This is a genomic window from Micromonospora desertarenae, from assembly GCF_056150265.1.
In genome coordinates this window covers 176,325-199,357 of sequence record NZ_JAXCFQ010000009.1, presented here as the reverse complement: position 1 = coordinate 199,357, position 23,033 = coordinate 176,325, and the positions used below count along the sequence as shown (strand labels likewise).

The 23,033-nt window shown below is 74.6% G+C and carries 27 protein-coding genes; 13 read left to right on the top strand and 14 right to left on the bottom strand.

The features are described from left to right. Positions 1-83: 83 nt before the first annotated feature. The 9 genes from SM577_RS20075 to SM577_RS20035 form a co-directional block, all read right to left on the bottom strand. Positions 84-485, bottom strand: coding sequence for a DUF2267 domain-containing protein (locus tag SM577_RS20075; RefSeq protein WP_474587694.1), 402 nt, complete (start codon positions 483-485; stop codon positions 84-86). 75 nt (positions 486-560) lie between these two features. Further along, complete coding sequence (locus SM577_RS20070) at positions 561-959, bottom strand: NUDIX hydrolase (RefSeq protein ID WP_474587693.1); 399 nt, start codon at positions 957-959, stop codon at positions 561-563. A 93-nt stretch (positions 960-1,052) separates the two neighbouring features. Further along, a complete protein-coding gene (locus SM577_RS20065) occupies positions 1,053-2,237 on the bottom strand; it encodes an MFS transporter (protein WP_474587692.1) in 1,185 nt (394 codons plus the stop codon). Positions 2,238-2,305: 68 nt separating this feature from the next. Further along, complete coding sequence (locus SM577_RS20060) at positions 2,306-3,715, bottom strand: FAD-dependent oxidoreductase (protein WP_474587691.1); 1,410 nt, start codon at positions 3,713-3,715, stop codon at positions 2,306-2,308. Between the two features lie 75 nt (positions 3,716-3,790). Beyond that, complete coding sequence (locus SM577_RS20055; RefSeq protein ID WP_474587690.1) at positions 3,791-4,288, bottom strand: N-acetyltransferase family protein; 498 nt, start codon at positions 4,286-4,288, stop codon at positions 3,791-3,793. Next, positions 4,288-4,614 (bottom strand): ArsR/SmtB family transcription factor, encoded by a 327-nt coding sequence (locus tag SM577_RS20050; RefSeq protein ID WP_302921332.1) that lies wholly within the window; start codon positions 4,612-4,614, stop codon positions 4,288-4,290. The genes SM577_RS20055 and SM577_RS20050 overlap by 1 nt, the downstream gene beginning before the upstream one ends. Positions 4,615-4,630: 16 nt before the next feature. Further along, a complete protein-coding gene (locus SM577_RS20045; protein ID WP_474587689.1) occupies positions 4,631-5,860 on the bottom strand; it encodes a M28 family metallopeptidase in 1,230 nt (409 codons plus the stop codon). Then, positions 5,857-6,129, bottom strand: coding sequence for a hypothetical protein (locus SM577_RS20040; RefSeq protein ID WP_474587688.1), 273 nt, complete (start codon positions 6,127-6,129; stop codon positions 5,857-5,859). Before SM577_RS20040 ends, SM577_RS20045 begins: the two co-directional genes overlap by 4 nt. Further along, the gene (locus SM577_RS20035) at positions 6,126-6,275 is read right to left on the bottom strand and encodes a hypothetical protein (protein WP_302921329.1); all 150 of its coding nucleotides are present in this window, start codon (positions 6,273-6,275) and stop codon (positions 6,126-6,128) included. Before SM577_RS20035 ends, SM577_RS20040 begins: the two co-directional genes overlap by 4 nt. Before the next feature lie 85 nt (positions 6,276-6,360). Here SM577_RS20035 and SM577_RS20030 point away from each other — a divergent pair, with 85 nt between their 5' ends. Continuing rightward, positions 6,361-6,732: an ArsR/SmtB family transcription factor gene (locus tag SM577_RS20030; protein WP_302921328.1), complete on the top strand. Its 372-nt coding sequence runs from the start codon at positions 6,361-6,363 to the stop codon at positions 6,730-6,732. On the opposite strand, the gene SM577_RS20025 is transcribed toward SM577_RS20030, so the two are convergent. Next, entirely contained in the window at positions 6,704-7,855 is a 1,152-nt protein-coding gene (locus SM577_RS20025) for a flavin-containing monooxygenase (protein WP_474587687.1), read from the bottom strand. The two genes, SM577_RS20030 and SM577_RS20025, sit on opposite strands and share 29 nt — an antisense overlap. Positions 7,856-7,919: 64 nt before the next feature. Between SM577_RS20025 and SM577_RS20020 the strand changes: the two genes are divergently transcribed. From SM577_RS20020 to SM577_RS20005, 4 genes are all read left to right on the top strand, one after another. Beyond that, on the top strand, positions 7,920-8,264 hold the full coding sequence (locus SM577_RS20020; protein ID WP_302921326.1) for an ArsR/SmtB family transcription factor: 345 nt from the start codon (positions 7,920-7,922) through the stop codon (positions 8,262-8,264). 171 nt (positions 8,265-8,435) lie between these two features. Continuing rightward, complete coding sequence (locus tag SM577_RS20015; RefSeq protein ID WP_474587686.1) at positions 8,436-9,113, top strand: arsenate reductase/protein-tyrosine-phosphatase family protein; 678 nt, start codon at positions 8,436-8,438, stop codon at positions 9,111-9,113. Between the two features lie 42 nt (positions 9,114-9,155). Further along, the gene (locus tag SM577_RS20010) at positions 9,156-9,893 is read left to right on the top strand and encodes an aquaporin (RefSeq protein ID WP_474587685.1); all 738 of its coding nucleotides are present in this window, start codon (positions 9,156-9,158) and stop codon (positions 9,891-9,893) included. Positions 9,894-9,917: 24 nt separating this feature from the next. After that, positions 9,918-10,325: an arsenate reductase ArsC gene (locus tag SM577_RS20005; protein ID WP_474579678.1), complete on the top strand. Its 408-nt coding sequence runs from the start codon at positions 9,918-9,920 to the stop codon at positions 10,323-10,325. Between the two features lie 11 nt (positions 10,326-10,336). Here the strand turns inward: SM577_RS20005 and SM577_RS20000 are convergent, their stop codons facing one another. Further along, positions 10,337-11,668: an MGH1-like glycoside hydrolase domain-containing protein gene (locus SM577_RS20000; protein WP_474587684.1), complete on the bottom strand. Its 1,332-nt coding sequence runs from the start codon at positions 11,666-11,668 to the stop codon at positions 10,337-10,339. A 76-nt stretch (positions 11,669-11,744) separates the two neighbouring features. Next, positions 11,745-12,563 (bottom strand): TIM barrel protein, encoded by an 819-nt coding sequence (locus tag SM577_RS19995; protein WP_474587683.1) that lies wholly within the window; start codon positions 12,561-12,563, stop codon positions 11,745-11,747. Between the two features lie 86 nt (positions 12,564-12,649). Between SM577_RS19995 and SM577_RS19990 the strand changes: the two genes are divergently transcribed. Then, positions 12,650-13,768, top strand: coding sequence for an RNA-guided endonuclease InsQ/TnpB family protein (locus tag SM577_RS19990; protein WP_302921320.1), 1,119 nt, complete (start codon positions 12,650-12,652; stop codon positions 13,766-13,768). Positions 13,769-13,887: 119 nt separating this feature from the next. On the opposite strand, the gene SM577_RS19985 is transcribed toward SM577_RS19990, so the two are convergent. Beyond that, a complete protein-coding gene (locus SM577_RS19985; protein ID WP_474579681.1) occupies positions 13,888-14,928 on the bottom strand; it encodes a zinc-dependent alcohol dehydrogenase in 1,041 nt (346 codons plus the stop codon). A gap of 117 nt (positions 14,929-15,045) precedes the next feature. Here SM577_RS19985 and SM577_RS19980 point away from each other — a divergent pair, with 117 nt between their 5' ends. From SM577_RS19980 to SM577_RS19960, 5 genes are all read left to right on the top strand, one after another. Next, a complete protein-coding gene (locus SM577_RS19980; RefSeq protein WP_302921318.1) occupies positions 15,046-16,440 on the top strand; it encodes an ABC transporter substrate-binding protein in 1,395 nt (464 codons plus the stop codon). Next, the gene (locus tag SM577_RS19975; protein WP_474587682.1) at positions 16,437-17,396 is read left to right on the top strand and encodes a carbohydrate ABC transporter permease; all 960 of its coding nucleotides are present in this window, start codon (positions 16,437-16,439) and stop codon (positions 17,394-17,396) included. The genes SM577_RS19980 and SM577_RS19975 overlap by 4 nt, the downstream gene beginning before the upstream one ends. Further along, on the top strand, positions 17,396-18,262 hold the full coding sequence (locus SM577_RS19970) for a carbohydrate ABC transporter permease (protein WP_302921316.1): 867 nt from the start codon (positions 17,396-17,398) through the stop codon (positions 18,260-18,262). Before SM577_RS19975 ends, SM577_RS19970 begins: the two co-directional genes overlap by 1 nt. A gap of 224 nt (positions 18,263-18,486) precedes the next feature. Then, positions 18,487-19,101 (top strand): class I SAM-dependent methyltransferase, encoded by a 615-nt coding sequence (locus SM577_RS19965; RefSeq protein WP_302921315.1) that lies wholly within the window; start codon positions 18,487-18,489, stop codon positions 19,099-19,101. A gap of 30 nt (positions 19,102-19,131) precedes the next feature. Continuing rightward, positions 19,132-19,734, top strand: coding sequence for a class I SAM-dependent methyltransferase (locus SM577_RS19960; RefSeq protein ID WP_302921314.1), 603 nt, complete (start codon positions 19,132-19,134; stop codon positions 19,732-19,734). 7 nt (positions 19,735-19,741) lie between these two features. On the opposite strand, the gene eccB is transcribed toward SM577_RS19960, so the two are convergent. Continuing rightward, entirely contained in the window at positions 19,742-21,130 is a 1,389-nt protein-coding gene (gene eccB, locus SM577_RS19955; protein ID WP_474579683.1) for a type VII secretion protein EccB, read from the bottom strand. A 125-nt stretch (positions 21,131-21,255) separates the two neighbouring features. Between eccB and SM577_RS19950 the strand changes: the two genes are divergently transcribed. Next, on the top strand, positions 21,256-21,525 hold the full coding sequence (locus tag SM577_RS19950; RefSeq protein ID WP_302921312.1) for a metal-sensitive transcriptional regulator: 270 nt from the start codon (positions 21,256-21,258) through the stop codon (positions 21,523-21,525). 105 nt (positions 21,526-21,630) lie between these two features. Further along, entirely contained in the window at positions 21,631-23,031 is a 1,401-nt protein-coding gene (locus SM577_RS19945) for an MBL fold metallo-hydrolase (protein ID WP_474587681.1), read from the top strand. Positions 23,032-23,033 lie beyond the last annotated feature (2 nt).

The following is a 23,033-nucleotide window of genomic DNA, read 5'->3' as shown; positions in this document are numbered from 1 at the left end:
TAAAACGGGGCCCAGGCCGCGAAACTTCCCGAAATATGGGCCATGTCCACAGTCCGACATGACCTGCGCCGAAGCCCGACTGCTCACCCGTCGTACGGCGGCACCGGCGCGATCGTGCCGGCGGAACCGCGGGGAAGCCGGGCCACCATTTCCCGGAACTCGCCGACCGTCACCGCCTGCCGCAGCGTGGCGAAGACCGCGCCGGCGCCGGCTCGCGCGGTCGCCTCGTCGACGCCGGCCCGCTCCCCCACCCGGCGCAGGAACTCCGCCGGCCCGAACGCCGTCGACCGGCCCTCGACCGCCTCGGTGCCCGGCGCCAGGTAGTCGCCCAGGTCGTCCGGGAGTTGCCCGGCCAGGTCGTCGGCCTCGCCACCGGTCACCCGCTCGGCCATCGTCTGCAGCACGGCCCGGGCGATGGCGGCGGCCTGCTCGGGCGGCAGCCCGGAGCGGCGGGACACCGCGTCCACGAAGCGGGGAAAGCGCACGGCGCCTCCTGTCGTCACCGGCCCCGCGCATACCCCCGCGCCGACCCGGCAAACGGCGGGCGCCGGCGCGACGGGTCAGCGCAGCCCGGCGGACGCCCGCAGGTGGTCGAAGATGAGCTGGTCGACCGGGGAGACCCGGTCCCGGTGGGCGTAACCGAGCCAGCCCACCTCGGCGATCTCGTTGGCCGCGCGCAGGGTGCCCCGGTACTCCGCCGAGTAGCAGGTCATCCGGACCAGCGTGCCCGCCGGATGGCCGTGCGCCTGCGCGGTGAAGGTGCCGACGTGCACGGCGCTCTCCGGCAGCACGACGACGCTCAACTCCTCGGCGATCTCCCGGCAGAGCGTCGCGAGGTCGGTCTCGCCCGGCTCCCGCTTGCCGCCGGGCAGGTACCAGACGTCCCGCCCCCGCGACCGGGTGCTGAGCACCCGCCCGCCCTCCAGCCGAATCCAAGCGATCTTGTCCACGTACCCCACAGCCCGCCACCTCCCACTCGACCCGCCGACTCATGATCGTCTAATCCGGAGCAGGGCGGAAGGCCGGGTCGGCGCCGGCGAAACCTCAGCCGATCATCGAGCCACCGCCCCGGCGGCGCGGGTGAGCACGCCGGCGGCGGCGAGGGTGCAGCAGCCGGCGACGGCGGCGAGCAGCGGGCCGTAGCCGGTGCGGTGCAGCAGGAGCGCGCCGGCCAGCGGTGCCGTGGCCTTGGCCAGCGTGACCGGCGCGGCGAGCAGGCCGGCGACCGCGGCGTAGCCGACGGTGCCGTAGCGGTCGGCCAGCAGCGCCGGGACGGCCAGGCTGGCGACGCCGAAGCCGAGCCCGAAGGCGGTGACGCCGAGGACCGCGCCGACCCGGGTACCGCCGGCCACCGCCAGGCCGAGCGCGGCGGCCGCCTGGACCGCGAAGATCACGGCGAGCACGGTGGGCACGGACAGCCGCCGCCGGGCGCCGGTGAGGACGAGCCGGCCGGTGACCGACAGGACGCCGAGCAGACCGGCCACCGCGGCGGCGAAGGTCGCGGCGTGACCGCGGTGGGTGAGGAACCCGACGAGGTGCACGGTCATGGTGCTGGTGGCCGCCCCGTGGGCGACGAAGGTGGACACCAGGATCCAGAACCGCGCGTCCCGCACCGCCCGCCGCGCCGCGCCCGGTGGCCGGGCCGGTCGCCCCCGGCCGCCGGCGTTGCGGGACGCGGCGCGGCCGGGGCGCGGGGGCCGGCGCACGGTGGCGGCGTGCAACGGCACGGTGGTCGCCGCGTGCACGGCGGCCAGGACGAGCAGCGCGCCGCGCCAGTCCAGGCGCGCGACGAGCAGCCCGGTGAGCGGCAGGAAGATCGTGCTGGCGAACCCCGCCACGATGGTGACGGCGAGCAGGGCCCGGTCCCGGCGGGGCGGCGCGTACCAGGAGACGATGACCGCGAAGGCCGGTTCGTAGAGGACCATCGCGCCGGTCACGCCGATGCCGATCATCACCGCGTAGAGCTGCCCGATGGTGTCCACCCGGGACCAGGCGAGCAGCAGCGCCGTGGCGGCCAGCGACCCGCCGGTCATCAGGCCGCGCCCGCCGTGACGGTCGAGCCACCGTCCGACCGGGACGGCGGCGAGCGCACCGGCGATCACGGACGCGGTCAGCGCGCCGGTCACGGCGGCCGTGGACGCGCCGAGGGCCGCCGCCATCGGCTCCAGCAGCACCGCGTACGCGTAGTAGAGGGTGCCGTAGCCGATGGTCTGGGTGACGGCCAGCGCGGCGACCATCCGGCGCGGCTGCCTCGCGGGGCGCCCGCCGAGCCCGGCGTCGGCGGGCGCTCCGGTGGCCGCGGCCATCAGCCGCCGCAGCAGCCGGCGTCGCCGCCGACGGTGGCCAGCGGGATCAGGCCGACCGGCGCGGCGAGCAGCCCACCGCTGACACCGGTGGCCAGCCCGCGGCCGGCTGGCGCGGCAGCCGGTGCGGTGCCGCAGCAGCTGTCCCCGCTCACCGGGTCCGCCGGGTTGCTGTTGCACACCCCGGTCTCGGGGAGTTCGAGCCGGACGTCGCGGGCGGCCGTCCAGTCGCCGGCCAGCGCGGCGACCACCGAGCGGACCTGCTCGTAGCCGGTGGCCATGAGGAACGTCGGCGCCCGCCCGTAGCTCTTCATGCCGACCGCGTAGTAGCCAGCCTCCGGGTGGGCGAGTTCGTCGACACCGTGTGGCGGGACGGTGCCGCAGGAGTGCTCGTTCGGGTCGATCAGCGGCGCGAGCGCCCGGGTGGCGCCGAGCACGGGGTCGAGGTCCAGCCGCAGCTCGGCGGCGATGGAGTGGTCCGGGCGGAAGCCGGTGGCGGCGACGATCCGGTCCACCACGATGGACTCCACGCCGCCGTCGGCGGCCCGCACCGCCACGGTGACGCGCCCGCCGGTCGGGCCGAGCGCGTGCACCGAGCGGCCGGTGAGCAGCCGGATCCGGCCGGCGTCGACGTGCTCGCGCAACCGGGAGCCGAGGGCGCCCCGGGCGGGCAGCGCGTCGGCGTCGCCACCACCGTAGGTGCGGGCCGGGCTGGCGCTCCGGATCGCCCAGGTCACCTCGGTGCCCGGTGCGCCGGCCGCCAGCTCGGCCAGGGACAGCAGCGTGTTCGCCGCGGAGTGGCCCGCCCCGACCACCAGCGTGTGCCGGCCGGCGAACCGGTCCCGGTCGGCGGCGAGCACGTCCGGCAGAGCGTGCTCCAGGTACGCCGCGGCCTCGGCCTCGCCGTGGGCGGGCAGGCCGGAGGCGCCGAGCACGTTGGGCGTACCCCAGGTGCCGGAGGCGTCGACCACCGCGCGGGCGAGCAGTTCCTCGCCGTCGGCCAGCCGGACCAGGAAGGGGGCCTGCTCGCGGCCGGCGGTGCGCGGCCGGTCCAGGCCGAGCCGGCTGATCGCCACCACCCGGGCGCCGAACCGCAGGTGCGGCTTGAGCTGCGGCAGCTCCGCCAGCGGCTGGAGGTAGTCGGTGGCGAGTTCGGCGCCGGTCGGCAGGGCGTCGAGGTCGGGCGCGACCCAGCCGGCCGCGTCGAGCAGCCGCCGGGCGGCGGTGTCGAGGTTGTACCGCCACGGGGAGAACAGCCGCACGTGGCCCCACTGGCGCACCGCCGCGGCGGCGGTGTCACCGGCCTCCAGCACGGTGCAGGGCAGGCCGCGCTCGTGCAGGTGCGCGGCCGCGGCGAGCCCGACCGGCCCGGCGCCGACGACCACCACGGGCAACTCGTCCAGGACGCTCATCAGGAACTCCTCTGTCTTGACGACAATCGAAACAAAAGGGCGGACGACGGCCCGGGCGGGCCGGTCGTACGACGGTCAGGTGACGACGGGACTGCGGCGTTCCAGCAGCACCACGTCGCGCCACCGGCCGTGGTGCCGACCGACCCGCTCCCGCACGCCGATGACCCGGAAGCCCGCTCGCTCGTGCAGGGCCAGGCTGGCGGCGTTCTCCGGGAAGATGCCGGACTGGATGGTCCAGATGCCGGCCGCCTCGGTCGAGGCGACGAGCGCGTCGAGCAGCAACCGGGCCACCCCGCGCCCCTGCGCGGCGGGGTCGACGTAGATCGAGTGCTCCACCACTCCGGCGTAGACCGCCCGGGTGGAGGTCGGCGTGACCGCTACCCAGCCGAGGACGGTGTCGTCACCGTCGACCGCCACGAAGCGGTGCGCGGGCAGCCGGCCGGCGTCGAACGCGGCCCAGGTCGGCGCCACCGTCTCGAAGCTGGCGTTGCCGCCGTCGAGGCCCGCCTGGTAGATCGCCAGGACCCGGTCGGCGTCTTCGGGTCGCATGGGTCGGACGGTGAGGTCGGCCATCAGCAGGCTCCGTTCGGGCTGGGGGCCGGTCGGCCCATCACCACGTCGGCGGCGGACGGGAAGCAGTCGACACAGGCGTCGTTGACCCGGTAGAGCCGGGCGGTGCCGGCCGGCTCGGCGAGCACGAACCGGACCTCGGTGAGGACCTTGAGGTGCTGGGACACGGTGGACTGGGCCAGCCCGACCGCCGCGACGATCTCTCCCACGCTCATCGGCCGCGCCTGGCGGGCCAGGTACTCCACGATCTGCACCCGGGTCGGGTCCGCCAGGGCCCGGAACCACGACGCGTACGTCCGCGCGGTCGCCCGGTCGAGCAGGTCAGCCACTCCGCCCCCTCTATCGTTAATCGCCGATCGGCGATGAAAGTGTAGCGGGTGACGGCGCGGCCAGCCGCACGGTGGCGACCACCAGCCGCGCCAGGGCGGTCAGGGTGGCCGGTTCGACCCGCTCTGCGGTGTCCGCCGGGCTGTGGTAGCCGGCCATGCCCGCGCCGATGCCGACGGCGGCGAACCCGGCGCCGCCGTAGCGCCGGTTGTCCGAGGCCACCGGCCCGGCCACCAGCGGTACGCCGACGTGCCGGCCGGCCTGGTCCAGCAGCGCGAGCAGCCGGTGGGCGGGCCCGCCCGCCTCCACGGCCGCCGCCCGGTCCAGCCGGCCGGCGCCGTCGACGTTGACGACGAGCGGGTCGGCGCCGGCGTCGCGCAGTCGACGGGCGTGGCGTGCCGAGCCGAGGGCGCCGATCTCCTCGGCGTCGAGCAGGGCGACGGAGAGCCCGACGCCGCCGGCCCCGGCGGCCAGGACCCGGGCCGCCTCGAGCACCACCGCGACGCCACTGGCGTTGTCCGACGCGCCCGGCTGCCGCAGCCCGGGGTGGTCGCCCACGCCGTCGTAGTGCGCGGTGAGCAGTACGTCGGGCCGGCCCGGTGCCGCCCGGCGGACAGTGGCGTGCAGGTTGGCGCCGGTGACGTCGAGCCGGCGCAGCGGGGCGTCGGCGGCCAGCCACCCCCGCGCGCCGGCCGCGGCGAGGAGCGCGCGGTGCGTGGCGGGGTCGAGGGTGAGGGCCGGCAACGGCCCCGGGTCCGGGCCGGCGAGGGTGGTGTACTGCCAGCCGTCGGCGTCGACGGGGCGGCTCACGAGCAGCCCCGTCGCGCCGTGCGCGTGCCCGTAGGCGTCGAAGAGGCTCATTCCCGCCGGCACCACCAGCCACCGGCCGGTTGGGTCGTCGGCGCCGGCCACCCCCAGCCCACCCCGCCGGACCTCCGGGGCGTACGCGGACGCGAGGTGGACGGCGACCTGCCGACCGGCGGTGAGGCGGTGCGCGGCGGTGCCGGCACCCCAGGTCACCGTGGGCGCGGCGGACAGGTCGGGCACCGCTCGCACGGGGAACTCGTCGGTCTCCACCGTCGCGCCGAGCGCGGCCAGCCGATCGGCGAGCCAGGCCCGGGCGGCCGCCCCGCCGGCGGAGCCGACCCGCCGGCCGGCGAAACGGTCCGCGGCGAGGGCGGCGACGGTGGCCACCATCCGGTCGCCGGAGATCTCCGCCGGCGGCGCGGGCGGGTCGGCCGGGATCATCCGCAGCACCCCTGCCCGGCGTCGACGGCGGCGGTCTTCGCCTCGGCGCCGCAGCAGGCGCCGACGGCCTCGGCCTCCTGCCGGGTGCCGCAACACGGGCCGGATGCCGCGGGCAGGCCGGCGGGCGGCAGGATCGAGCCGACCGCCTGGGCCGGACTGCCGCAGCAGCCGCCGGAACCGGTGACCGCCAGCGCGGCGGCCGGGTCGCCGGCGAACCCGCCGGCCGGCTGGATGTGCTCGCTCATCGTGGTCGCCGTCCCGTCGCTCATCGAGGGCTGATCATGGTGTGGACGCTGGTGCGCACGCGGTCGTAGCGACGCTCCGCGCGCTGCGAGGCGGTCGAGACCTGCGCGCAGGAGTCGCAGAAGCGCACTCCCGCCCGCGCCGCCACCAACCGTCGGGCCTTGCCGAACATGACGATCCCCTTCCCACGGAGCCTGTCTTGACGTCCGTCTAAGCAGAGACTTGCACGCTGATTAGAGAGATGTCAACCTAGAGGAATGTCAAAGCAGCCGACGCCGCTGACCGTCCTGGACGCCGAGACGCCGTGCTGCCCGCCGCTGGCGCAGCGCCGGGTGCCGGCGGAGACGGCCGCCGTCCTCGCCCCCGCCTTCAAGGCCCTCGGCGACCCGGTCCGGCTCCAGCTGATGTCCATGATCGCCTCGGCCGAGGGGGGCGAGGCGTGCGTCTGCGACCTCACTCCCGCCTTCGACCTCAGCGGGCCTACCATCTCCCACCACCTGCGGACACTGCGCGAGGCGGGCCTGGTGGACGCGGAGCGGCGGGGCACCTGGGTCTACTACCGGGCCCGCCCCGGGGTGCTGCGCCAACTGGCGGCCCTGCTCACGGTCGAGCCGGCCGGCGTCGCCTAGGCGTACCGCCGCCCCGGCTCACGGCCGGCCGCCGACGGCGGTGCGCGGCGGGGCGGCGCCGCGACCGGCCGGACACGTGCGCGGCGACGGCGGCCAGCACGTACGCCGCGTCGCGTCCCACCCCGCGCAGGGTGTTCGAGGAGAACGACCGCTGGAACTCCAGGCCGAGGTAGCCCAGCCCGGGATGGGTGGTGGAGATCCCGCCGCGCTGGCGGGGCAGGCCGTCATCGAGGGTGCCCAGCGGCGCCAGGTAGGCCAGGTGCGGGCGGTAGCCGGTGGCGAAGAGGACGGCGTCGACCCGCTCGGCGGTGCCGTCACGCCAGATCACCCCGTCGTCGGTGAACGCGGTGAACATCTCCCGGCGGGCCGGCGCGCCGGCGGCGATGGCGTCGCGGTACACCCCGGTGTCGAGCACGGCGGCGTGCCGGACCAGCCGGGCGAGCACCGGGCCCGGCAGCAGGTCCGCGCCGGTGACCCGGAGCCAGTGGTGCAGGTCCCGGCCCCGGATGCGCTGCGGCAGGAACCGTACGGGTGCGCGGGTGGCCAGGGTGACGTCGGCGTACGCGGCCAGCTCGTGGCCGACCTGCACCGCCGAGTTGCCGGCCCCGACGACCACGACCCGCCGCCCCGCGTACGGTTCCGGCCGGCGGTAGTCGGCGACGTGGCGCAACTCCCCCGCGTACCGGTCCTGCCCGGGCAGGACCGGCCGGTGCGGGTTGCCGAACGACCCGCTGGCGGCGACGATCCCGGCCGCCGCGAGTTCGTCACCGGCGTCGGTACGCACCAGGTAGCCGCCGTCGGGACGCGGCAGCACCGCGGCGACCCGGACGCCGGTGCGGATGTCGGCGTCCAGACCGGCGGCATAGCGGCGCAGGTACGCCACCACCTCGGCGCGGCTCGGGTAGCGCTCCGGGTCACCGCCGAAGTCGAGGCCCGGCAGGGCGCTGTAGCGCGCCGGCGAGAAGAGGGTGAGGCTGTCGTAGTAGTCGGGCCACGAGCCGACCGGTTCGGTGCCGGCGTGCAGGACGACGGGGCGCAGGCCGGCGGTCAGCGCGGCCCGGGCGGCGGCCAGGCCGGACTGGCCACCACCGACGATGACGAGGGGTTCGGTTCGCGGAGTCATGCGGGCGATCATATCGTCATTTTGTTGAATGACAATATGATGATGGTGCGGGAAGGTGGGAGGCATGCAGCAGGCGACGTCCGGACGACCGACATCCTCGACCGCGGGGCCGGTCGACGCCCCGTCTGGGCTGGCGCCGGAGACGCAGGAGTTCCTCAAGGCGCTGGGCAGCCCGACCCGGCAGCGGATCATGATGCTGTTCGCGCGGGGCGCGGAACTGTCAGTGGGCGAGGTGGCCGAGCGCACGGGCATCAGCCAGGCCACCGCCTCGCAGCAGTTGACGCTGCTGCGCCGGGGTCGGGTGGTGACGTCGCGGCGCGACGGGAAGACCGTCTACTACCGGGCGGACCGCGACGGCGCGCTCGCCGCGCTGGCCGAACTGCAGTCCTACCTGGCGACCTGCTGCTGATCGCCGCTCTCCGGGCCCGGCGTCGCCCTTCGCCGATCCGACGCCGCCGCCGCTGACGCCCGCCCCGGGCACCACGCTCAACTTGTCCACCAGCCGCGCCACCGAGGCGGAGAGGGCCCCGCGACTCGTCCCGGCTTGACAGTCGCCTACAGCTCAGCGACAGTTGACTCAATGAACGCTGAGCATTCCACCCTGGGCGACCGGGCCCGGGTCCACGCCGCCCTCGGCGACCCGGCGCGGCTGGCGATCGTGGACGCGCTCACCCTCGGCGACGCCTCGCCCGGCGAGATCGCCCACGCCCTCGACATGCCGACCAACCTGGTCGCCCATCACGTCAAGGTGCTCAGCGCGGCCGGGCTCGTCGTGCGCACCCGGTCCGAGGGCGACCGGCGCCGCACCTACCTGCGGCTGCGTCCGGAGACCCTGGCCACCCTCGGCACGCCGCCGCTGACCGGGGTGGGGCGGGTCGTCTTCGTCTGCACGCACAACTCCGCCCGCTCCCAGCTCGCCGCCGCGCTCTGGCGGCACCGCGCGCACGGCCCGGCCGCCTCGGCCGGCACGAAACCGGCCGCCCGGGTCCACCCCCGGGCGATCACCGTGGCGCACCGCCACCGGCTCCACCTCGACCCGGCCGGCACCGCACACGTCGCGGACGTGGTCCGCGACGGCGACCTGGTGGTCGCGGTCTGCGACAACGCCCACGAGGAACTCACCGGCCCGGTCCGGCCCCGGCTGCACTGGTCGGTGCCCGACCCGGTGCGGCTCGACACCGACGAGGCGTTCGAGGCCGCCTACACCGAGCTCGCCGACCGCGTCGACCGGCTCGCCCCCGCCGTCCACCGTCCCTGACGCCCGCCGCCCGCGCTTCGCGCCCCGAGGAGGAGACCCCTCATGTCCATCGCACTCCGGCGGCGCCTGCTGGCCGAGTTCCTCGGCACCGCCCTGCTGGTCGCCGCCGTGGTCGGCTCCGGCATCATGGCCGCCACCCTCTCCCCCGGTGACGTCGGCCTCCAGTTGCTGGAGAACTCGATCGCCACCGCGCTCGCCCTGGGCGCGCTCATCCTGGTCTTCGGCCCGGTCTCCGGGGCGCACTTCAACCCGGTCGTCTCGGCCGCCGACTGGTTCCTCGGTCGCCGCGCCGGCACCGGGCTGACCGGCCGCGACCTCGCCGGCTACACCCTCGCCCAGGTCGCCGGGGCGGTCGCCGGATCGGTCCTGGCGAACCTGATGTTCGACCTCACCGCCGTCGACCTGTCGGGCAGGGAGCGCACCGGGGCGCACCTCTGGCTGGGCGAGGTCGTCGCCACCAGCGGGCTGGTCCTGCTGGTCTTCGCGCTCGCCCGCTCCGGGCGGGCGTCGGCCGCACCGGCCGCCGTCGGCGCCTACATCGGCGCCGCCTACTGGTTCACCTCGTCGACCTCGTTCGCCAACCCGGCGGTGACGATCGGGCGGGCGTTCACCGACACCTTCGCCGGGATCGCGCCCGCCTCGGTGCCGGCGTTCGTCCTCGCCCAACTGGTCGGGCTGGCCGTCGGCGTGGGCCTGCTCGCCGTACTCCACCCCGACGCCGGCGCCGCCGCGGACCACGTCGTCGTCCCCGCCGACGACCAGGCCGCCCTCGACCGCTGACCCCGACCGCCGGAAAGGCACCCGATGACCGACAAACCCAGTGTCCTGTTCGTCTGCGTCCACAACGCCGGCCGGTCGCAGATGGCCGCCGGCTGGCTGCGCCACCTCGCCGGGGACGCCGTCGAGGTGCGCTCCGCCGGCTCGGCGCCGGCCGAGACGGTCAACCCGGCCGCCGTCGAGGCGATGCGGGAGGTGGGCGTCGACATCACCGACCAGACCCCGAAGCTGCTGGAGTACGCCACCGCCGAGTCCTCCGACGTCATCGTCACGATGGGCTGCGGCGACGCCTGCCCGGTCTTCCCGGGCAAGCGGTACGAGGACTGGAAGCTCGACGACCCGGCCGGAAAGGGCGTCGAGGCGGTGCGCCCGATCCGCGACGAGATCCGGATCCGGGTGGAGCGGCTGCTCGCCGAGCTGACCGACGGGCGCTGACGGCCCCACCCTCAGCAGTCGTCGGCGAGCACGTCGAGCAGCAGCGCCGCGGTCCAGCCGAACGCCGGCGAGCCCAGCCCGGCCCCGGTGTCGGGATGGAAGTACTCGTGGCAACCGGCCCCGGTCACCAGGTCCAGCATCGACCCGCGCAACCCGGCGGCCAGTTCCGGCCGGCCGTGGGTGAGCAGCCCGCGCCGCACCAGCCAGGTCGTGTTCAGCCAGCTCGGCCCGCGCCAGTACCGCAGCGGCTCGAAGTCCGGGGCGGTCCGGTCGTAGCTGGGCAACGGGCGCTCCATCCGGCCGGCCACCCCGAACCGCGCCGAGCAGGCCTCCACCACCAGCGCGTCGACCTGCCGGGCCGGCAGGTCGGGCAGGACCAGCGGGGCGAGGCCGAGCACCGTCCGCGCCGGGACCAGCCGGCCGGTGCGCAGGTCGAGCGGGTGGAAGGTGCCGGTCGCCGGGTCGTACAGCCGCCGCACCAGGGCCTCGGTGATCCCCGCCGCCCGCTCCCGGTGCGGTCCCGGGTCGGCGCCGACCACCGCGGCGATCTCGGCGAGCGCGTGCTCGGCGAGGCCCATCGCCGCGTTGAAAAGCGGGCACTCCACCAGGAACGGCTGCCGTTCGGCCAACCCGTCGTCGCGGTAGCCGTGGTCGCGGTAGGCGGCCACGATCGCCAGGTAACGCGCGTAGTCCAGGTCGGTGGGGCGGTGCGCGGCGTCGGCATGCGCGGTGTCGTGCCGGCGGTACGCGCGCATCACCGCCGCGTCGGCCGGCACCGCCGCCATCGGGGCGTCCCAGGCGGGGCTGTTGTCCAGCCCGGACTCCCACGGGTGCACGATGCTGGCCAGCCCGCCCCCGCCCGCGTCGCGCCGCTCGGCGAGGTAGCGCTGCTGGGCCACCAGCCGCGGATAGAGCCGGCCCAGCGCCGCCCGGGTGGCCGGGCCGGGGTCACGGCGGTGCACCAGCCAGGCGGCGAGCGCGTGCACCGGCGGCTGGACCAGCCCGGAGGTGGCCACCGCCGGCGCCGCCGCGGCCACCTCGGTACGCCAGAAGTCCGGTCCGGGAAAGTACGCGCCGACCCGCGTCGCCGGGTTGAACACGATGTGCGGCACCCGCCCGTCGGCCCACTGGGCCCGGAACAGGCTGTCCAGCTCCCGCCACGCCCGCTCGGGACGCACGTGCGCCAGCCCGATCGCGATGAAGGCCGAGTCCCAACTCCACTGGTGCGGGTAGAGCGTGCGCGAGGGCACCGTGTGGTCGTGCTCCCAGTTGCCGTCCAGAGTGGACAGCGCGAGACGGCGCAACCGGGTCAGGGTGCCCGCGCCGGCCGTCCCCGCGCTCACACCGGCCCCCCGCTGCGCTCCGCGCCGCCAGGAGACACCACCGCCCGGCACCGATGATTCGCTCGCTGACGCTCGCTCATGCCGCCGCCTGCCGGGGCTGGGCGTGCCGCAGCACCGTGGCGGCCTGCTGGAGGGCGCGTACCGGGTCGCCGCGCAGCCGGCACTCCAGGGCCAGCCAGCCCCGATAGTCGATCTCCAGCAGGGTCCGCAGCAGCGCCGGCCAGTCGAGGTGCCCGGCCCCCGGCTGGTAGCGGTTGGAGTCGCTGACCTGCACGTGCCCGAGATACGGCGCGGCGGCGCGCAGCGCCCGGTGCACGTCGTCCTCCTCGATGTTCATGTGGAAGGTGTCGGCGACCACCCGCACCGACGGCAGCCCGACCGCGGCGCAGAGCCGGACCGCCTCGTCGAGCCGGTTGACCATGTGGTCCTCGTACCGGTTGAGCGGCTCCAGGAAGAGGCGCACCCCCTCGGCGCGGGCGTGCTCGCCCAGCTCGCCGAGGGTGTCGACGAGCAGTTGCCGGTCGGCGGCGGGCGAGCGGGGCGGGTCGAAGGGTGGCAGCCGCCGGGAGAACATTCCCCACGCGGCGGGGGTCATCGCGCCCACCCCGCCGATCTCGGCGATCACCGACAGCTGGGAGCGCAGGTTGCGCACGGCGTCCCGGGACCGCTCGGCGTCGAAGTCGCCGATGAAGTGGTCCATCTCGACGCAGACGGTGGGCATCACCACCCCGGCGGCGCGGGCCCGGCGCAGCTCGGGCAGCCGGCGGGCCAGGGCGAGGTCGCCCCGACCGCGCAGCTCGATGGCGTCGTAGCCGAGCGCGGTGGCCAGGGCGTACTTCTGGATCAGGTCGGTGCCCGGCAGGAGCTGCTCCTGGCAGGCGATCGGAATGGTCATCTCATTCGCGGCGTGGATCCCAGCTCTTCAGTGCCGGGGGAACGCCGCTCCCTCCCCTCGGGCAACGTCTTGTCTGGACTGCCGGCATGATCTGGGGTGTGGGTGTGGTGGTGAAGCGGGCGTACAGGTACCGCTTCTATCCCACGGTTGAGCAGGCTGATCAGCTCAACCGCACCTTCGGCTGCGTGCGTAAGGTCTACAACCTCGCCCTGCAGGCGCGCACCCGCGCATGGTCGGTCGACGGACAGCGCAGCACCTACGTGCAGTCCTCGGCCTGGCTGACCGAGTGGAAACGCACCGACGATCTGGCGTTTCTCAACGAGGTGTCGTCCGTGCCGCTGCAACAGACGCTGCGGCACCTTCAGGCCGCCTTCGCGGCGTTCTGGAGCAAGCGTGCCCGCTACCCGCGGTTCAAGTCCAAGCGCAAGTCCCGGGCGTCGGCGGAATACACCCGCTCGGCGTTCCGCTGGCGCGACGGACAGCTCACCCTCGCCAAGATGGACGCACCGCTGGCCATCGCGTGGTCGCGGCCCCTGCCAGCCGAGCCGTCGACGGTCACCGTGTCCCGCGATTCGGCCGGCCGGTGGCACGTGGCGATCCTGGTCGAGGATCCCGGCGTGCAGCCCCTGCCCCCGCAGGCCACGGCGGTCGGCGTGGACGCGGGCATCACCAGCCTGCTCACCCTCTCCACCGGCGAGAAGATCACCAACCCGCGACATGAGCGCGTCGACCGACGCAAGCTGGCCAGCGCACAGCGCAACCTGTCTCGCAAGACCAAGGGCTCCGCCAACCGGGCCAAGGCCCGCCTGGCGGTGGCCCGCATCCACGCCCGCATCGCCGACCGGCGGCGCGATCACCTGCACAAGCTGTCGACTCGACTCGTCCGCGAGAACCAAACAGTCGTGATCGAGGACCTCAGCGTGCGCAATATGCTGCGCAACCACCGCCTGGCCCGCGCCATCTCCGACGCAGCCTGGTCGGAACTGCGCCACATGCTGGAATACAAAGCCGCCTGGTACGGGCGCACCGTGATCGCCATCGACCGCTGGCATCCGAGCACGAAGACCTGCTCGGCATGCGGACGGATCAACACCACGATGACCCTCGCCATGCGCGTCTGGACGTGCCCGGGCTGCGGCTCGGAACACGACCGGGACGTCAACGCCGCCAACAACATCCTCGCCGCCGGGCTGACGGAGAGGTAAAACGCCTGTGGAGGGCCGGTAAGACCCCACCCGCGCATGCGGCGAAGGCACGACCCAGCGAAGCAGGAATCCCCTCGGGCGACCGAGGGAATCCCCGCCCTTCAGGGCTGCGGAAGATGTCAACGGAACCTCAGCACGACTTGGAGGGCATCAGCGTCACCGCGGTCGAGCAGCGCCAGCGCGTCGGCCACCGCGCTGGCGTCGACGACGTGGCTCACCAGCGGCAGCGGATCGACGCTGCCCTCGGCCACCAGGTCCATGAAGGTGTGTGCGACGCGGGCACCGGTCCACCGGCCGGCCATGCCGGGCGCCGGCGTCGGCCCGGACACCTGGGCCGCCACCAGCTGGATCCGGTTGTGGTGGAACTCCTCGCCCAGGCCGAGCCCGTCGGCCTGGCCCTGGTAGAAGCCGGCGGCCACGACGCGGCCGGCGTGGGTGGTGGCCCGGATCGCCTCGTGCAGCGCCGGGTACGCGCCGGACAGCTCCAGGCAGACGTCGGCGCCGCTGCCGCCGGTGGCCCGGCGCAGCACGTCGGCCGGGGACTCGACGGCCGCGTCGACGACCAGCCGGGCGCCGAACCGCCGGGCGTGCGCCAGCCGGCCGGGCACCCGGTCGACGGCGACCACCCGGGCGCCGGAGAGGGTGGCGAGCCGGGTGGCGAGCAGCCCGATCACGCCCTGCCCGAAGACCCCCACCCAGTCACCGAGGTGCAGGTCGCCGGCGAGCACGGCGGTGAGCGCGATGGCGCCGGGCCGGGCGAAGACCGCGGCGAGCGGATCCAGGCCGGCGGGGAGCGGGTGCACCAGGTCGGCCGGCACCACCGCCTCGGCGCGGTGCCCCCAGATGCCCCACACGACCTGCCCGGGTTGCCGGTCGGTGACCTCGGGCGCGACCTCGACGACCTCGCCGACCTCCTCGTAGCCGAAGCCGACCAGCGGGTAGGGCACGGCGGTCTGCCGGGGCACGAACATCCGGGTGACGTCGTCCCAGTCCTTGCTCAGTCGGGGATTGCTGCCCCGGTAGAGGGTGAGCTCGGTGCCGGCCGAGATGCCGGAGTAACAGGTGCGGACCCGGACCTGGCCCGGCCCGAGTGGATCCGGGGGGCAGGGCTCGAGGCTGATCCTGCGCGGCCCGGCCAAGGAGACAACCCAGTTGACCATGAGTCACATCCCGGTAGCACTGGGTTCCATCCTAGAACAAAAAATCGGTATATGTCTTGTAATTGATCAATCGACGGCGTTGAATCCCTCATGTACCCTTCGAGAGGAGTGCCACCGATGTCAGCACCTCCGATGCGGATGCTCGCCGCCACCCTGATCATGACACTCACCGGGGCCAGCCTGCTGGCCTGCGGGGACGACGATTCCGGCGGCGACAGCAACAAGATCACGGTGTGGAGCCTGGAGGACGTGGCCGACCGGGTCACCGCCACCAAGGCGATCATCGCCGACTTCACCGCGAAGACCGGGATCACCGTCGACCTGGTCACCGTCAACGAGGACCAGTTCCCCTCCCTGATCGCCTCCAGCGCCGCCGCCGGCGAACTGCCCGACGTGGTCGGCTCGGTGTCGCTGGCCGGCGTCCGCACCCTGGCCGGCAACGAACTGCTGCACCCCACGGCGAACGGCGAGGTGGTGGATTCGCTCGGCCGGCAGACGTTCTCGCCGCGGGCGCTGGAACTGACCTCCGACGACGGGCGGCAGCTCGCCGTGCCCAGTGACGGCTGGGGTCAGCTGCTCGTCTACCGCAAGGACCTCTTCGCCGCCGCCGGGCTGCCCGCCCCCGACACGTACCAGAAGATCACCGACGCGGCGCGGCGGCTGCACCGCGACGGCGTCGCCGGCATCACCGCGGCCACCGCGCCCGGCGACGTGTTCACCCAGCAGACCTTCGAGCACCTGGCGCTGGCCAACAACTGCCAGCTCACCGACGACTCCGGCGCGGTGAAGCTGGACTCGCCCGAGTGCGTCGAGGCGTTCCGCTTCTACGGCGACCTGATGCGGAACTGGTCGGTCAAGGGCGGGCAGGACGTGGACACCACCCGGGCCACCTACTTCGCCGGCAAGGCCGCCATGCTGGTCTGGTCGCCGTTCATCCTCGACGAGCTGGCCGGGCTGCGCAACGACGCCAGACCCACCTGCCCGCAGTGCCAGGCCGACCCGACCTTCCTCGCTCAGAACAGCGGCTTCGTCACCGGGATCCAGGGCCCGAACGGCAGCGGACCCGCGCAGTACGGCGAGATCAGTTCCTGGGCGGTGCTCGACGGCGCCGCCGCCGGCCCGGCGAAGTCCTTCGTGTCGCACCTGCTCGACGAGGCGTACCCGCGCTGGTTCGGCATGTCACCGGAGGGGCGCTTCCCGGTCCGCAAGGGCACCACGGCCGAACCGGAGAAGTTCCTCACCGCCTGGAACACCAGCCAGGCCGGGGTGGACGCGAAGAAGCCGCTGGCCGAGGTGTACGGCGACGAGGTGCTCGCCGGGCTGCGCCGCAGCCCGGACACCTTCCAGCGCTGGGGCCTCACCCAGGGCCAGGGCAAGCTGGTCGGCGCGATCCTCGGCGAGCTGCCGGTGCCCAAGGCGCTCAGCGACGTGGTCGCCGGCAAGTCCGACGCCGCCGCGGCCGCCGGACGGGCCAAGAAGGACGTGGAGGCCATCAAGGCGGGCGTCAATTGACCACCACCGCACCCGGCACCGGCCGCTCCCCCACCCGGGAGCGGCCGGCGCCGGCCCGCCGCCGCCGGCCGCTCACGCTGCGCCGCCGCGAGTCCCGGGCCGGGCTCGCCCTGGTCGCCCCGACCCTGCTCGTCGTCGTCGCGGTGATCGGCATCCCGATCGTCTGGACGGTGGTGCTCGCCTTCCAGCGAGTCCGCCTGGCCACCCTGCGCCGGACGGGCCTGTTCGGCGAGTTCACCCTGAACAACGTCGAACGGGTGCTGAACACCCCGGGCTTCGCCGACACCCTCTGGACCACCCTGGTCTACAGCCTCGGCGCCACCGCCGGCTCGATCGCGCTCGGGCTGGTGGCGGCGCTCGTGGTCCGCCGGCCGTTCCGGGGCCGCACCCTGGTCCGCGCGTCGATGCTGCTGCCGTACGTGGCCCCGGTGGTCGCCTTCACCTTCGTCTGGCAGGTGATGCTGGACCCGCAGCTCGGCATCGTCAACGACTGGGGCCGGCGGTTCCTCGGCTGGGACACCCCGGTGCCCTTCCTGTCCCAGGAGTCGACCGCCCTGGCCACCGTCATCGCGTTCGAGGCGTGGCGCTACTTCCCGTTCGCGTTCCTGTTCCTGCTCGCCCGCCTCCAGGCGGTGCCCGGCGAGCTGGAGGAGGCCGCCCGGGTGGACGGGGCCACCCCCACCCAGCGGTTCCGGCACATCCTGCTGCCCCAGCTGATGCCGGTGATCGCCATGCTCGGCGTGCTGCGCTTCATCATGACGTTCAACAAGTTCGACGACGTCTACCTGCTCACCGGCGGCGCGGCCGGCACCGAGGTGGTCAGCGTCCGGGTCTACCAGTTCCTCACCGCCCGTACCGACATCGGCGCGGCCGCGGCGCAGGCCGTCGTGCTGGCCGTGGTGCTCGTCGTGTTCGTCCTGATCTACCTGCGCTTCTTCGGACGGAGGGTCGACTGATGGACCGGGACCGGGTCGAGACGGTGAGCCTGCGCTGGCTGCGCCGGCTGCTGATCGCGGCGTTCCTGCTGGTCACCGTCTTCCCCTTCTACTACATGCTGCTGCTGTCGGTACGCCCCATCGAGCGCCTCCTGCTCGACCCCGGCTCGCTCCTGGTCGGGCTCGGCGAACTGACCGTCAGCACGTACGCCGAGGTGCTGCGCACCGCCGACGACGGCGGCCGGGGCTTCCTCACCTTCATGCGCAACAGCGGGCTGGTGGCCGTCGCGGCGACCCTGCTCACCCTGCTGGTGTCGATCCCCGGCGCGTACGCCGTCTCCCGGCTGCGGTTCTTCGGCCGCCGGCAGGTCCACTTCCTGTTCCTGGCGGTCTACCTGTTCCCGTCGATCGTCATCGCGATCCCGCTCTTCGTGGTCTTCACCCGGGCCGGGCTGCGCGGCTCGCTGTTCGGCCTGATCCTGGTCTACATCTCGCAGACCCTCCCGGTCTCGGTCTACATGCTGAAGAACTACTTCGAGACCATCCCGGTCAGCCTGGAGGAGTCCGCGGCCATCGACGGGGCCGGCCGGCTCGGCGTCATCCGCCGGGTCAGCCTCCCGCTCGCCGCCCCCTCGATCATGGCGGTCGCCCTCTACGACTTCATGATCGCCTGGAACGAGTTCCTCTTCGCGCTGCTCTTCCTCGTCGACAAGCCGAACCGGTGGACGGTGTCGCTCGGGCTGGCGCAGCTCGCCGACGGGGTCGAGGTCCCCAAGACGGTGCTGATGGCCGGCTCGGTCATCCTCACCCTGCCCATCGTGATCCTCTTCTTCGCCAGTGAGCGCCTACTCACCGAGGGTCTCACCAGCGGGGCCGAGAAGGGGTGACGGGCCGTCGGCGGGGCGGACGCCGGTGACGCCCCGCCGACCACCCGGTCACCCGGCGCACACCCGCACAAACTGGCCGGTCAGTTACCCCACAGGCCGCCCCGTAGGCCGTAGCATCGGGGCCGGCCCGCCCCGGGCGGCCGGGGGCGACCCGGTCGACCCGCCGCGCGTGGACCGGCCGCGACGCGCACCAGCTTCTACCGACGCAGACAGAGGAACCGGCGATGAGTCAGACAGGGCAGGAGAACCACACGGGCACGGCGGGCGAGGACTACACCCGCCGGCTGCAACGACTGGGCGGCGCCCGGTGGAAGCAGGTGCTCGACGTGCAGGCGCCCTACCGCTGGAACCTGCGCCGGCTCCAGCTGGGACGCACCCTCGACGTCGGCTCCGGCCTCGGTCGCAACCTGATCAACCTGGGCCGCGACAGCGTCGGCGTGGACCACAACCCCACCTCGGTGGCGCACTGCCGGGAGCTCGGGCTGGAGGCGTACACCACCGAGGAGTTCCTCGCCTCCGAGTACGCCCGCCCGGGCGCCTTCGACTCGATGCTCGCCGCGCACCTGCTCGAACACATGCCGGCCGAGCAGGCCCGCGAGGTGATCTCGATGTACCTGCCGTACCTCCGCTCCGGCGGCCGGGCGGTGTTCATCACCCCGCAGGAGCGCGGTTACCGCAGCGACGCGACGCACGTCCGGTTCGTCGGCTTCGCCGAGGCGGCGGAGACCTGCCGCGACCTGGGGCTGACCGTCGAGCGGCAGTACTCGTTCCCGTTCCCCCGCGCGTTCGGCAAGCTCTTCACCTACAACGAGTTCATCACGGTGGCCCGGCTGCCCTGACGCCGCAGCGGCCTCGATAGCGTTGGGGGCATGGCCAACCCCACCCGCTGGGCCACCGACACCGGCCCGGAGCACTCGCAGTGGTACATCGACCGGTTCCGCCGGCTGGCGGCCGAGGGCGCCGACCTGGCCGGTGAGGCCCGGTTCCTGGACGCGATGGTGGCGCCCGGGTCGCGGATCCTCGACGCGGGCTGCGGCACCGGCCGGGTCGGTGCCGCGCTCGCCGCCCGCGGGCACACGGTGGTCGGGGTGGACGCCGACCCGGCGCTGGTCGAGGCCGCCCGGGCCGACCATCCCGGGCCACGGTGGCTGGTCGCCGACCTGGCCGAGCTGGACCTGGCCGCGGCCGGCGAACCCGAACCGTTCGACGCGGCAGTGGTCGCCGGCAACGTGATGGCCTTCGTCGCGCCGGGCACCGAGCCGGCGGTGCTGGCCCGGATCGCGGCGCACCTGCGTCCGGACGGCGTGATGGTGGTCGGCTTCGGCACCGACCGGGGCTATGCGCTGACCGAGTTCGACGCCCACGCGGTGGCCGCCGGGCTGCGCCTGGAACACCGCTTCGCCACCTGGGACCTGCGCCCGTGGCGGGACGACGCGGACTTCGCGGTGACCGTGCTGCGCCGCCCCGCCTGACGGGCGCTCAGGTCGGGGCGGCCACCACCCGGGCCGCCGCGGGGTCGAGGGTGGCGCCGGCGGGCACCAGGCTGACCAGCCCGGCGGGCAACCGGGCCGGCCGGACGTCGCGGTAGCCGAGCATGCCGAGCACCTCGCCGCCGGCCAGCACGTACCGCCGGCCCAGGTCGGTGACGACGGAGATCGCGCCGCCGCTCGCCCCGGGCGCGGCGACCGCCTCGACGACCGCGCCCCGGCCCGGCTCGACCAGGACGTGGTCGGCCAGCACCCCGCCGCCGGCCGGTGCCGGGGTACGGGGCGTGGCCCCGAGGTCGGGCAGGGTCGCGCCGAGCCGGACGTCGACCACCGCGCCGTCGTCGCCGAAGCGGGCGCAGAGCGCGGCCCCGTCCAGGGCGGCCAGCCTCGGCGGCACGGTCGGCGGGGCGGCCGGGCCGGTCGGCGCGAGGTCGGGCAGCTTCGGCAGCGCGGCGAACCGGCCCAGGGTGATCGACTCCGGCTCGCGCTGGCCGGTACGGGCGAGCAGCAGGCTGGCCTGGAGCTCGGTGATCCCGGCCAGCCCGTCGCGCAGCGCGACGGCGTACTGCCGGCCGCCGCCGGAGTTGCGCACCAGGTAGACGTCGCCGATCCGGGCGCCGGACACCCGCTCGGAGGGCTCACCCTCGTCGGGCAGTGCCAGCGGCGCCAGGTCGGCGCCCGCCGGGAGCACGTTGAGCAGGGCCGGGGCGACCGGGACCGCCCGGGCCCGGGTGGCCGCCAGCGCCGCGAGCACCCGGTTGGCGTCCCGGACGAGGTGCCGGCGGTGCTGCCAGAGCAGGTGCAGCCCGCCGTCCGGGTGCCGCAACAGCAGCGCGTCCTCGCCGAGCGGCCGGCCGCCGGCGGCGTCGACGCCGACCAGCAGCGCCGATCGGGGCGCTTCCGGCGCGGTCGGGGCCGGAGGCGCCGAGCAGACCGTCCAGGGCGCGGTGACCAGCCGGCCCGGGGCGGGCAGCGAGTCGGGGGCGTCGGCGATGCCGAGCGGGAGGCCGCGCGGCACGCCGTCGATGGAGCGGCGGGAGACCAGGACGGTCTTCGGCCGGTCCGCCCCGATGATCAGCAGCGCGGAGGCGTAGTTGAGCACCGGGTGCAGCTTCTGGTCCCGGTAGACGAACCGGGCGCCGGACTCCTTCTCCACGATCACCGCGCCGGCGTCGCGCCACTTGGTGCCGCCCCCGGCGAACAACCCGTAGAGCGCGGCGCCGCCCACCCCGATGGCCGCGACCAGGACACTGGCCAGCGCGGCGCCGGCCAGCCGCCGGAACGGCGACTGCGCCGGGTCGGTCTCGCGCATGACCAGCGCGGCGACCGCCCGTTGGACGGTGAACTGGTAGGAGTGCAGCTGGTCCTGCCGCGACGGCATGGGATCCCTTCCGGCGAGTCGGTCGGGGCACAGGATAAGCGCTGCGTCGATATCCCGACGACCCTGCGTCGCGGGCCACCGCGACCGGCTGGCGGCCAGGTACCCCCGGGGGTATGCTGGGCATCGTGAAGCTACGACCCGAGATGACGGCGGACGCGCTGACCCGGCTCAAGCGGGCCCGCGGGCAGCTCAACGCCGTGATCGAGATGATCGAGACCGGCCAGGACTGCCGCGACACGCTGACCCAGCTGGCCGCCGTCTCCAAGGCACTCGACCGCGCCGGCTACAAGCTCATCGCCTCCGGGATGCGGCACTGCAGCACCGCCCGCGAGCGCGGCGAGCAGCCGGAGATGACCGAGGACGAGCTGGAGAAGCTGTTCCTCGCCCTGTCCTGATCCGCCCTCCGTCCGCCCCGGTGTGACCACACCGGGGCGGGGTAGCCGCACGGGCGGACGTCTGCCCATCGCATACCCCCCAGGGTATTTCCGAAAGGATCGGCCATGACCGTCCAGGTCTCCGTCATCACCACCTCGTCGCTGGGTGACCGCAGCTACCTGGCCCACGACGGCGAGGTAGCGGTCGTCGTCGACCCGCAGCGCGACGTCGACCGGGTGCTGGCCCTCGCCGGCCGGCTCGGGGTCCGGGTGACCCACGTCGTCGAGACCCACCTGCACAACGACTACGTCTCCGGCGGCCGGCAGCTGGCCCAGCTGACCGGTGCCCGCTACCTGCTGGCCGACGCGGAGCGGGTCGACTTCGACCGCACGCCGGTGACCGACGGCGACGTGCTGCCGGTCTCGCACCGGATGCGGCTGCGCGCCGTCGCCACTCCCGGCCACACCTTCCACCACCTGTCGTACGTGCTGGACACCGCCGACGACGGCGGCTGGTCGCCGGCGGGTGTGTTCACCGGCGGCTCGCTGCTCTTCGGCACGACCGGCCGGCCGGACCTGCTCGGCCCGCAGCACGCGCACGACCTGGCCCGGCACCAGCACGCGTCGGCCCGCCGGCTGGCCGACCTGCTGCCCGACGGCGCCGAGGTCTGGCCCACCCACGGCTTCGGCAGCTTCTGCTCGGCGACCCAGGCCGACGCGCCGGAGTCGACCATCGGCCGGGAGAAGCAGGTCAACCCGGTGCTGCGGCTGGCCGCCGAGGAGTTCGTCAGCGAGATCCTGGCCGGCCTGGACGCCTACCCGGCGTACTACGCCCACATGGGGGTGGCCAACGCCGCCGGACCGGCGCCGGTCGACCTCACCCCGGCCACCCGCGCGGACGCCGCCGAACTGCGCGACCGGATCGCCGCCGGGCAGTGGGTGGTCGACCTGCGCAACCGCAAGGCGTACGCGGCCACGCACCTGGCCGGCACGGTCAGCCTCGGCCTGGACGGGCCGATGTCCACCTGGCTCGGCTGGCTGATCGACTGGGGGGTGCCGGTCACCCTGCTCGCCGAGACGCCCGAGCAGCTCGCCGACGCCCAGCGCGAACTGGTGCGCATCGGCATCGACCGGCCGGCCGCCGCCGCGACCGGCGCCCCCGCCGAGTGGGCCGCCGACCCCGCCGACCTGCGGCAGCTGCCCACCGCCGACTTCGCCGCCCTGGCCGCCGCGCAGGCCGGCCGGACCCCCGACGGCCTGCCCGCGCCCGACGTGGTGCTCGACGTGCGGATGACCAACGAGTGGCGGGCCGGCCACCTGGCGGGCGCGGTGCACCTGCCGCTGCCGGACCTGCCGAAGCGGCTCGCCGAGGTGCCGGCCGGCACCGTCTGGGTGCACTGCGGCTCGGGCTACCGGGCCACCGCCGCCGCCTCGCTGCTGGCCAACGCCGGCCGGCGGGTGGTGGTCATCGACGACCGGTACGCCGCGGCCGGGAGCGCCGGTCTCCCCATCGTCCACCCGGCCTGACG

Bases quoted from the DNA above. Each gene is read 5' to 3' on its own strand.
- SM577_RS20065 (WP_474587692.1), bottom strand. From the start codon at position 2,237: ATGGTCGCCGCGCTGGCCGTCACCCAGACCATCGGCTACGGCACCCTC.
- SM577_RS20060 (WP_474587691.1), bottom strand. From the start codon at position 3,715: ATGAGCGTCCTGGACGAGTTGCCCGTGGTGGTCGTCGGCGCCGGGCCG.
- SM577_RS20055 (WP_474587690.1), bottom strand. From the start codon at position 4,288: ATGGCCGACCTCACCGTCCGACCCATGCGACCCGAAGACGCCGACCGG.
- SM577_RS20045 (WP_474587689.1), bottom strand. From the start codon at position 5,860: ATGATCCCGGCCGACCCGCCCGCGCCGCCGGCGGAGATCTCCGGCGAC.
- SM577_RS20040 (WP_474587688.1), bottom strand. From the start codon at position 6,129: ATGAGCGACGGGACGGCGACCACGATGAGCGAGCACATCCAGCCGGCC.
- SM577_RS20035 (WP_302921329.1), bottom strand. From the start codon at position 6,275: ATGTTCGGCAAGGCCCGACGGTTGGTGGCGGCGCGGGCGGGAGTGCGC.
- SM577_RS20030 (WP_302921328.1), top strand. From the start codon at position 6,361: ATGTCAAAGCAGCCGACGCCGCTGACCGTCCTGGACGCCGAGACGCCG.
- SM577_RS20025 (WP_474587687.1), bottom strand. From the start codon at position 7,855: ATGACTCCGCGAACCGAACCCCTCGTCATCGTCGGTGGTGGCCAGTCC.
- SM577_RS20020 (WP_302921326.1), top strand. From the start codon at position 7,920: ATGCAGCAGGCGACGTCCGGACGACCGACATCCTCGACCGCGGGGCCG.
- SM577_RS20015 (WP_474587686.1), top strand. From the start codon at position 8,436: ATGAACGCTGAGCATTCCACCCTGGGCGACCGGGCCCGGGTCCACGCC.
- SM577_RS20010 (WP_474587685.1), top strand. From the start codon at position 9,156: ATGTCCATCGCACTCCGGCGGCGCCTGCTGGCCGAGTTCCTCGGCACC.
- SM577_RS20005 (WP_474579678.1), top strand. From the start codon at position 9,918: ATGACCGACAAACCCAGTGTCCTGTTCGTCTGCGTCCACAACGCCGGC.
- SM577_RS19995 (WP_474587683.1), bottom strand. From the start codon at position 12,563: ATGACCATTCCGATCGCCTGCCAGGAGCAGCTCCTGCCGGGCACCGAC.
- SM577_RS19990 (WP_302921320.1), top strand. From the start codon at position 12,650: ATGATCTGGGGTGTGGGTGTGGTGGTGAAGCGGGCGTACAGGTACCGC.
- SM577_RS19985 (WP_474579681.1), bottom strand. From the start codon at position 14,928: ATGGTCAACTGGGTTGTCTCCTTGGCCGGGCCGCGCAGGATCAGCCTC.
- SM577_RS19980 (WP_302921318.1), top strand. From the start codon at position 15,046: ATGTCAGCACCTCCGATGCGGATGCTCGCCGCCACCCTGATCATGACA.
- SM577_RS19970 (WP_302921316.1), top strand. From the start codon at position 17,396: ATGGACCGGGACCGGGTCGAGACGGTGAGCCTGCGCTGGCTGCGCCGG.
- SM577_RS19965 (WP_302921315.1), top strand. From the start codon at position 18,487: ATGAGTCAGACAGGGCAGGAGAACCACACGGGCACGGCGGGCGAGGAC.
- SM577_RS19960 (WP_302921314.1), top strand. From the start codon at position 19,132: ATGGCCAACCCCACCCGCTGGGCCACCGACACCGGCCCGGAGCACTCG.
- eccB (WP_474579683.1), bottom strand. From the start codon at position 21,130: ATGCCGTCGCGGCAGGACCAGCTGCACTCCTACCAGTTCACCGTCCAA.
- SM577_RS19945 (WP_474587681.1), top strand. From the start codon at position 21,631: ATGACCGTCCAGGTCTCCGTCATCACCACCTCGTCGCTGGGTGACCGC.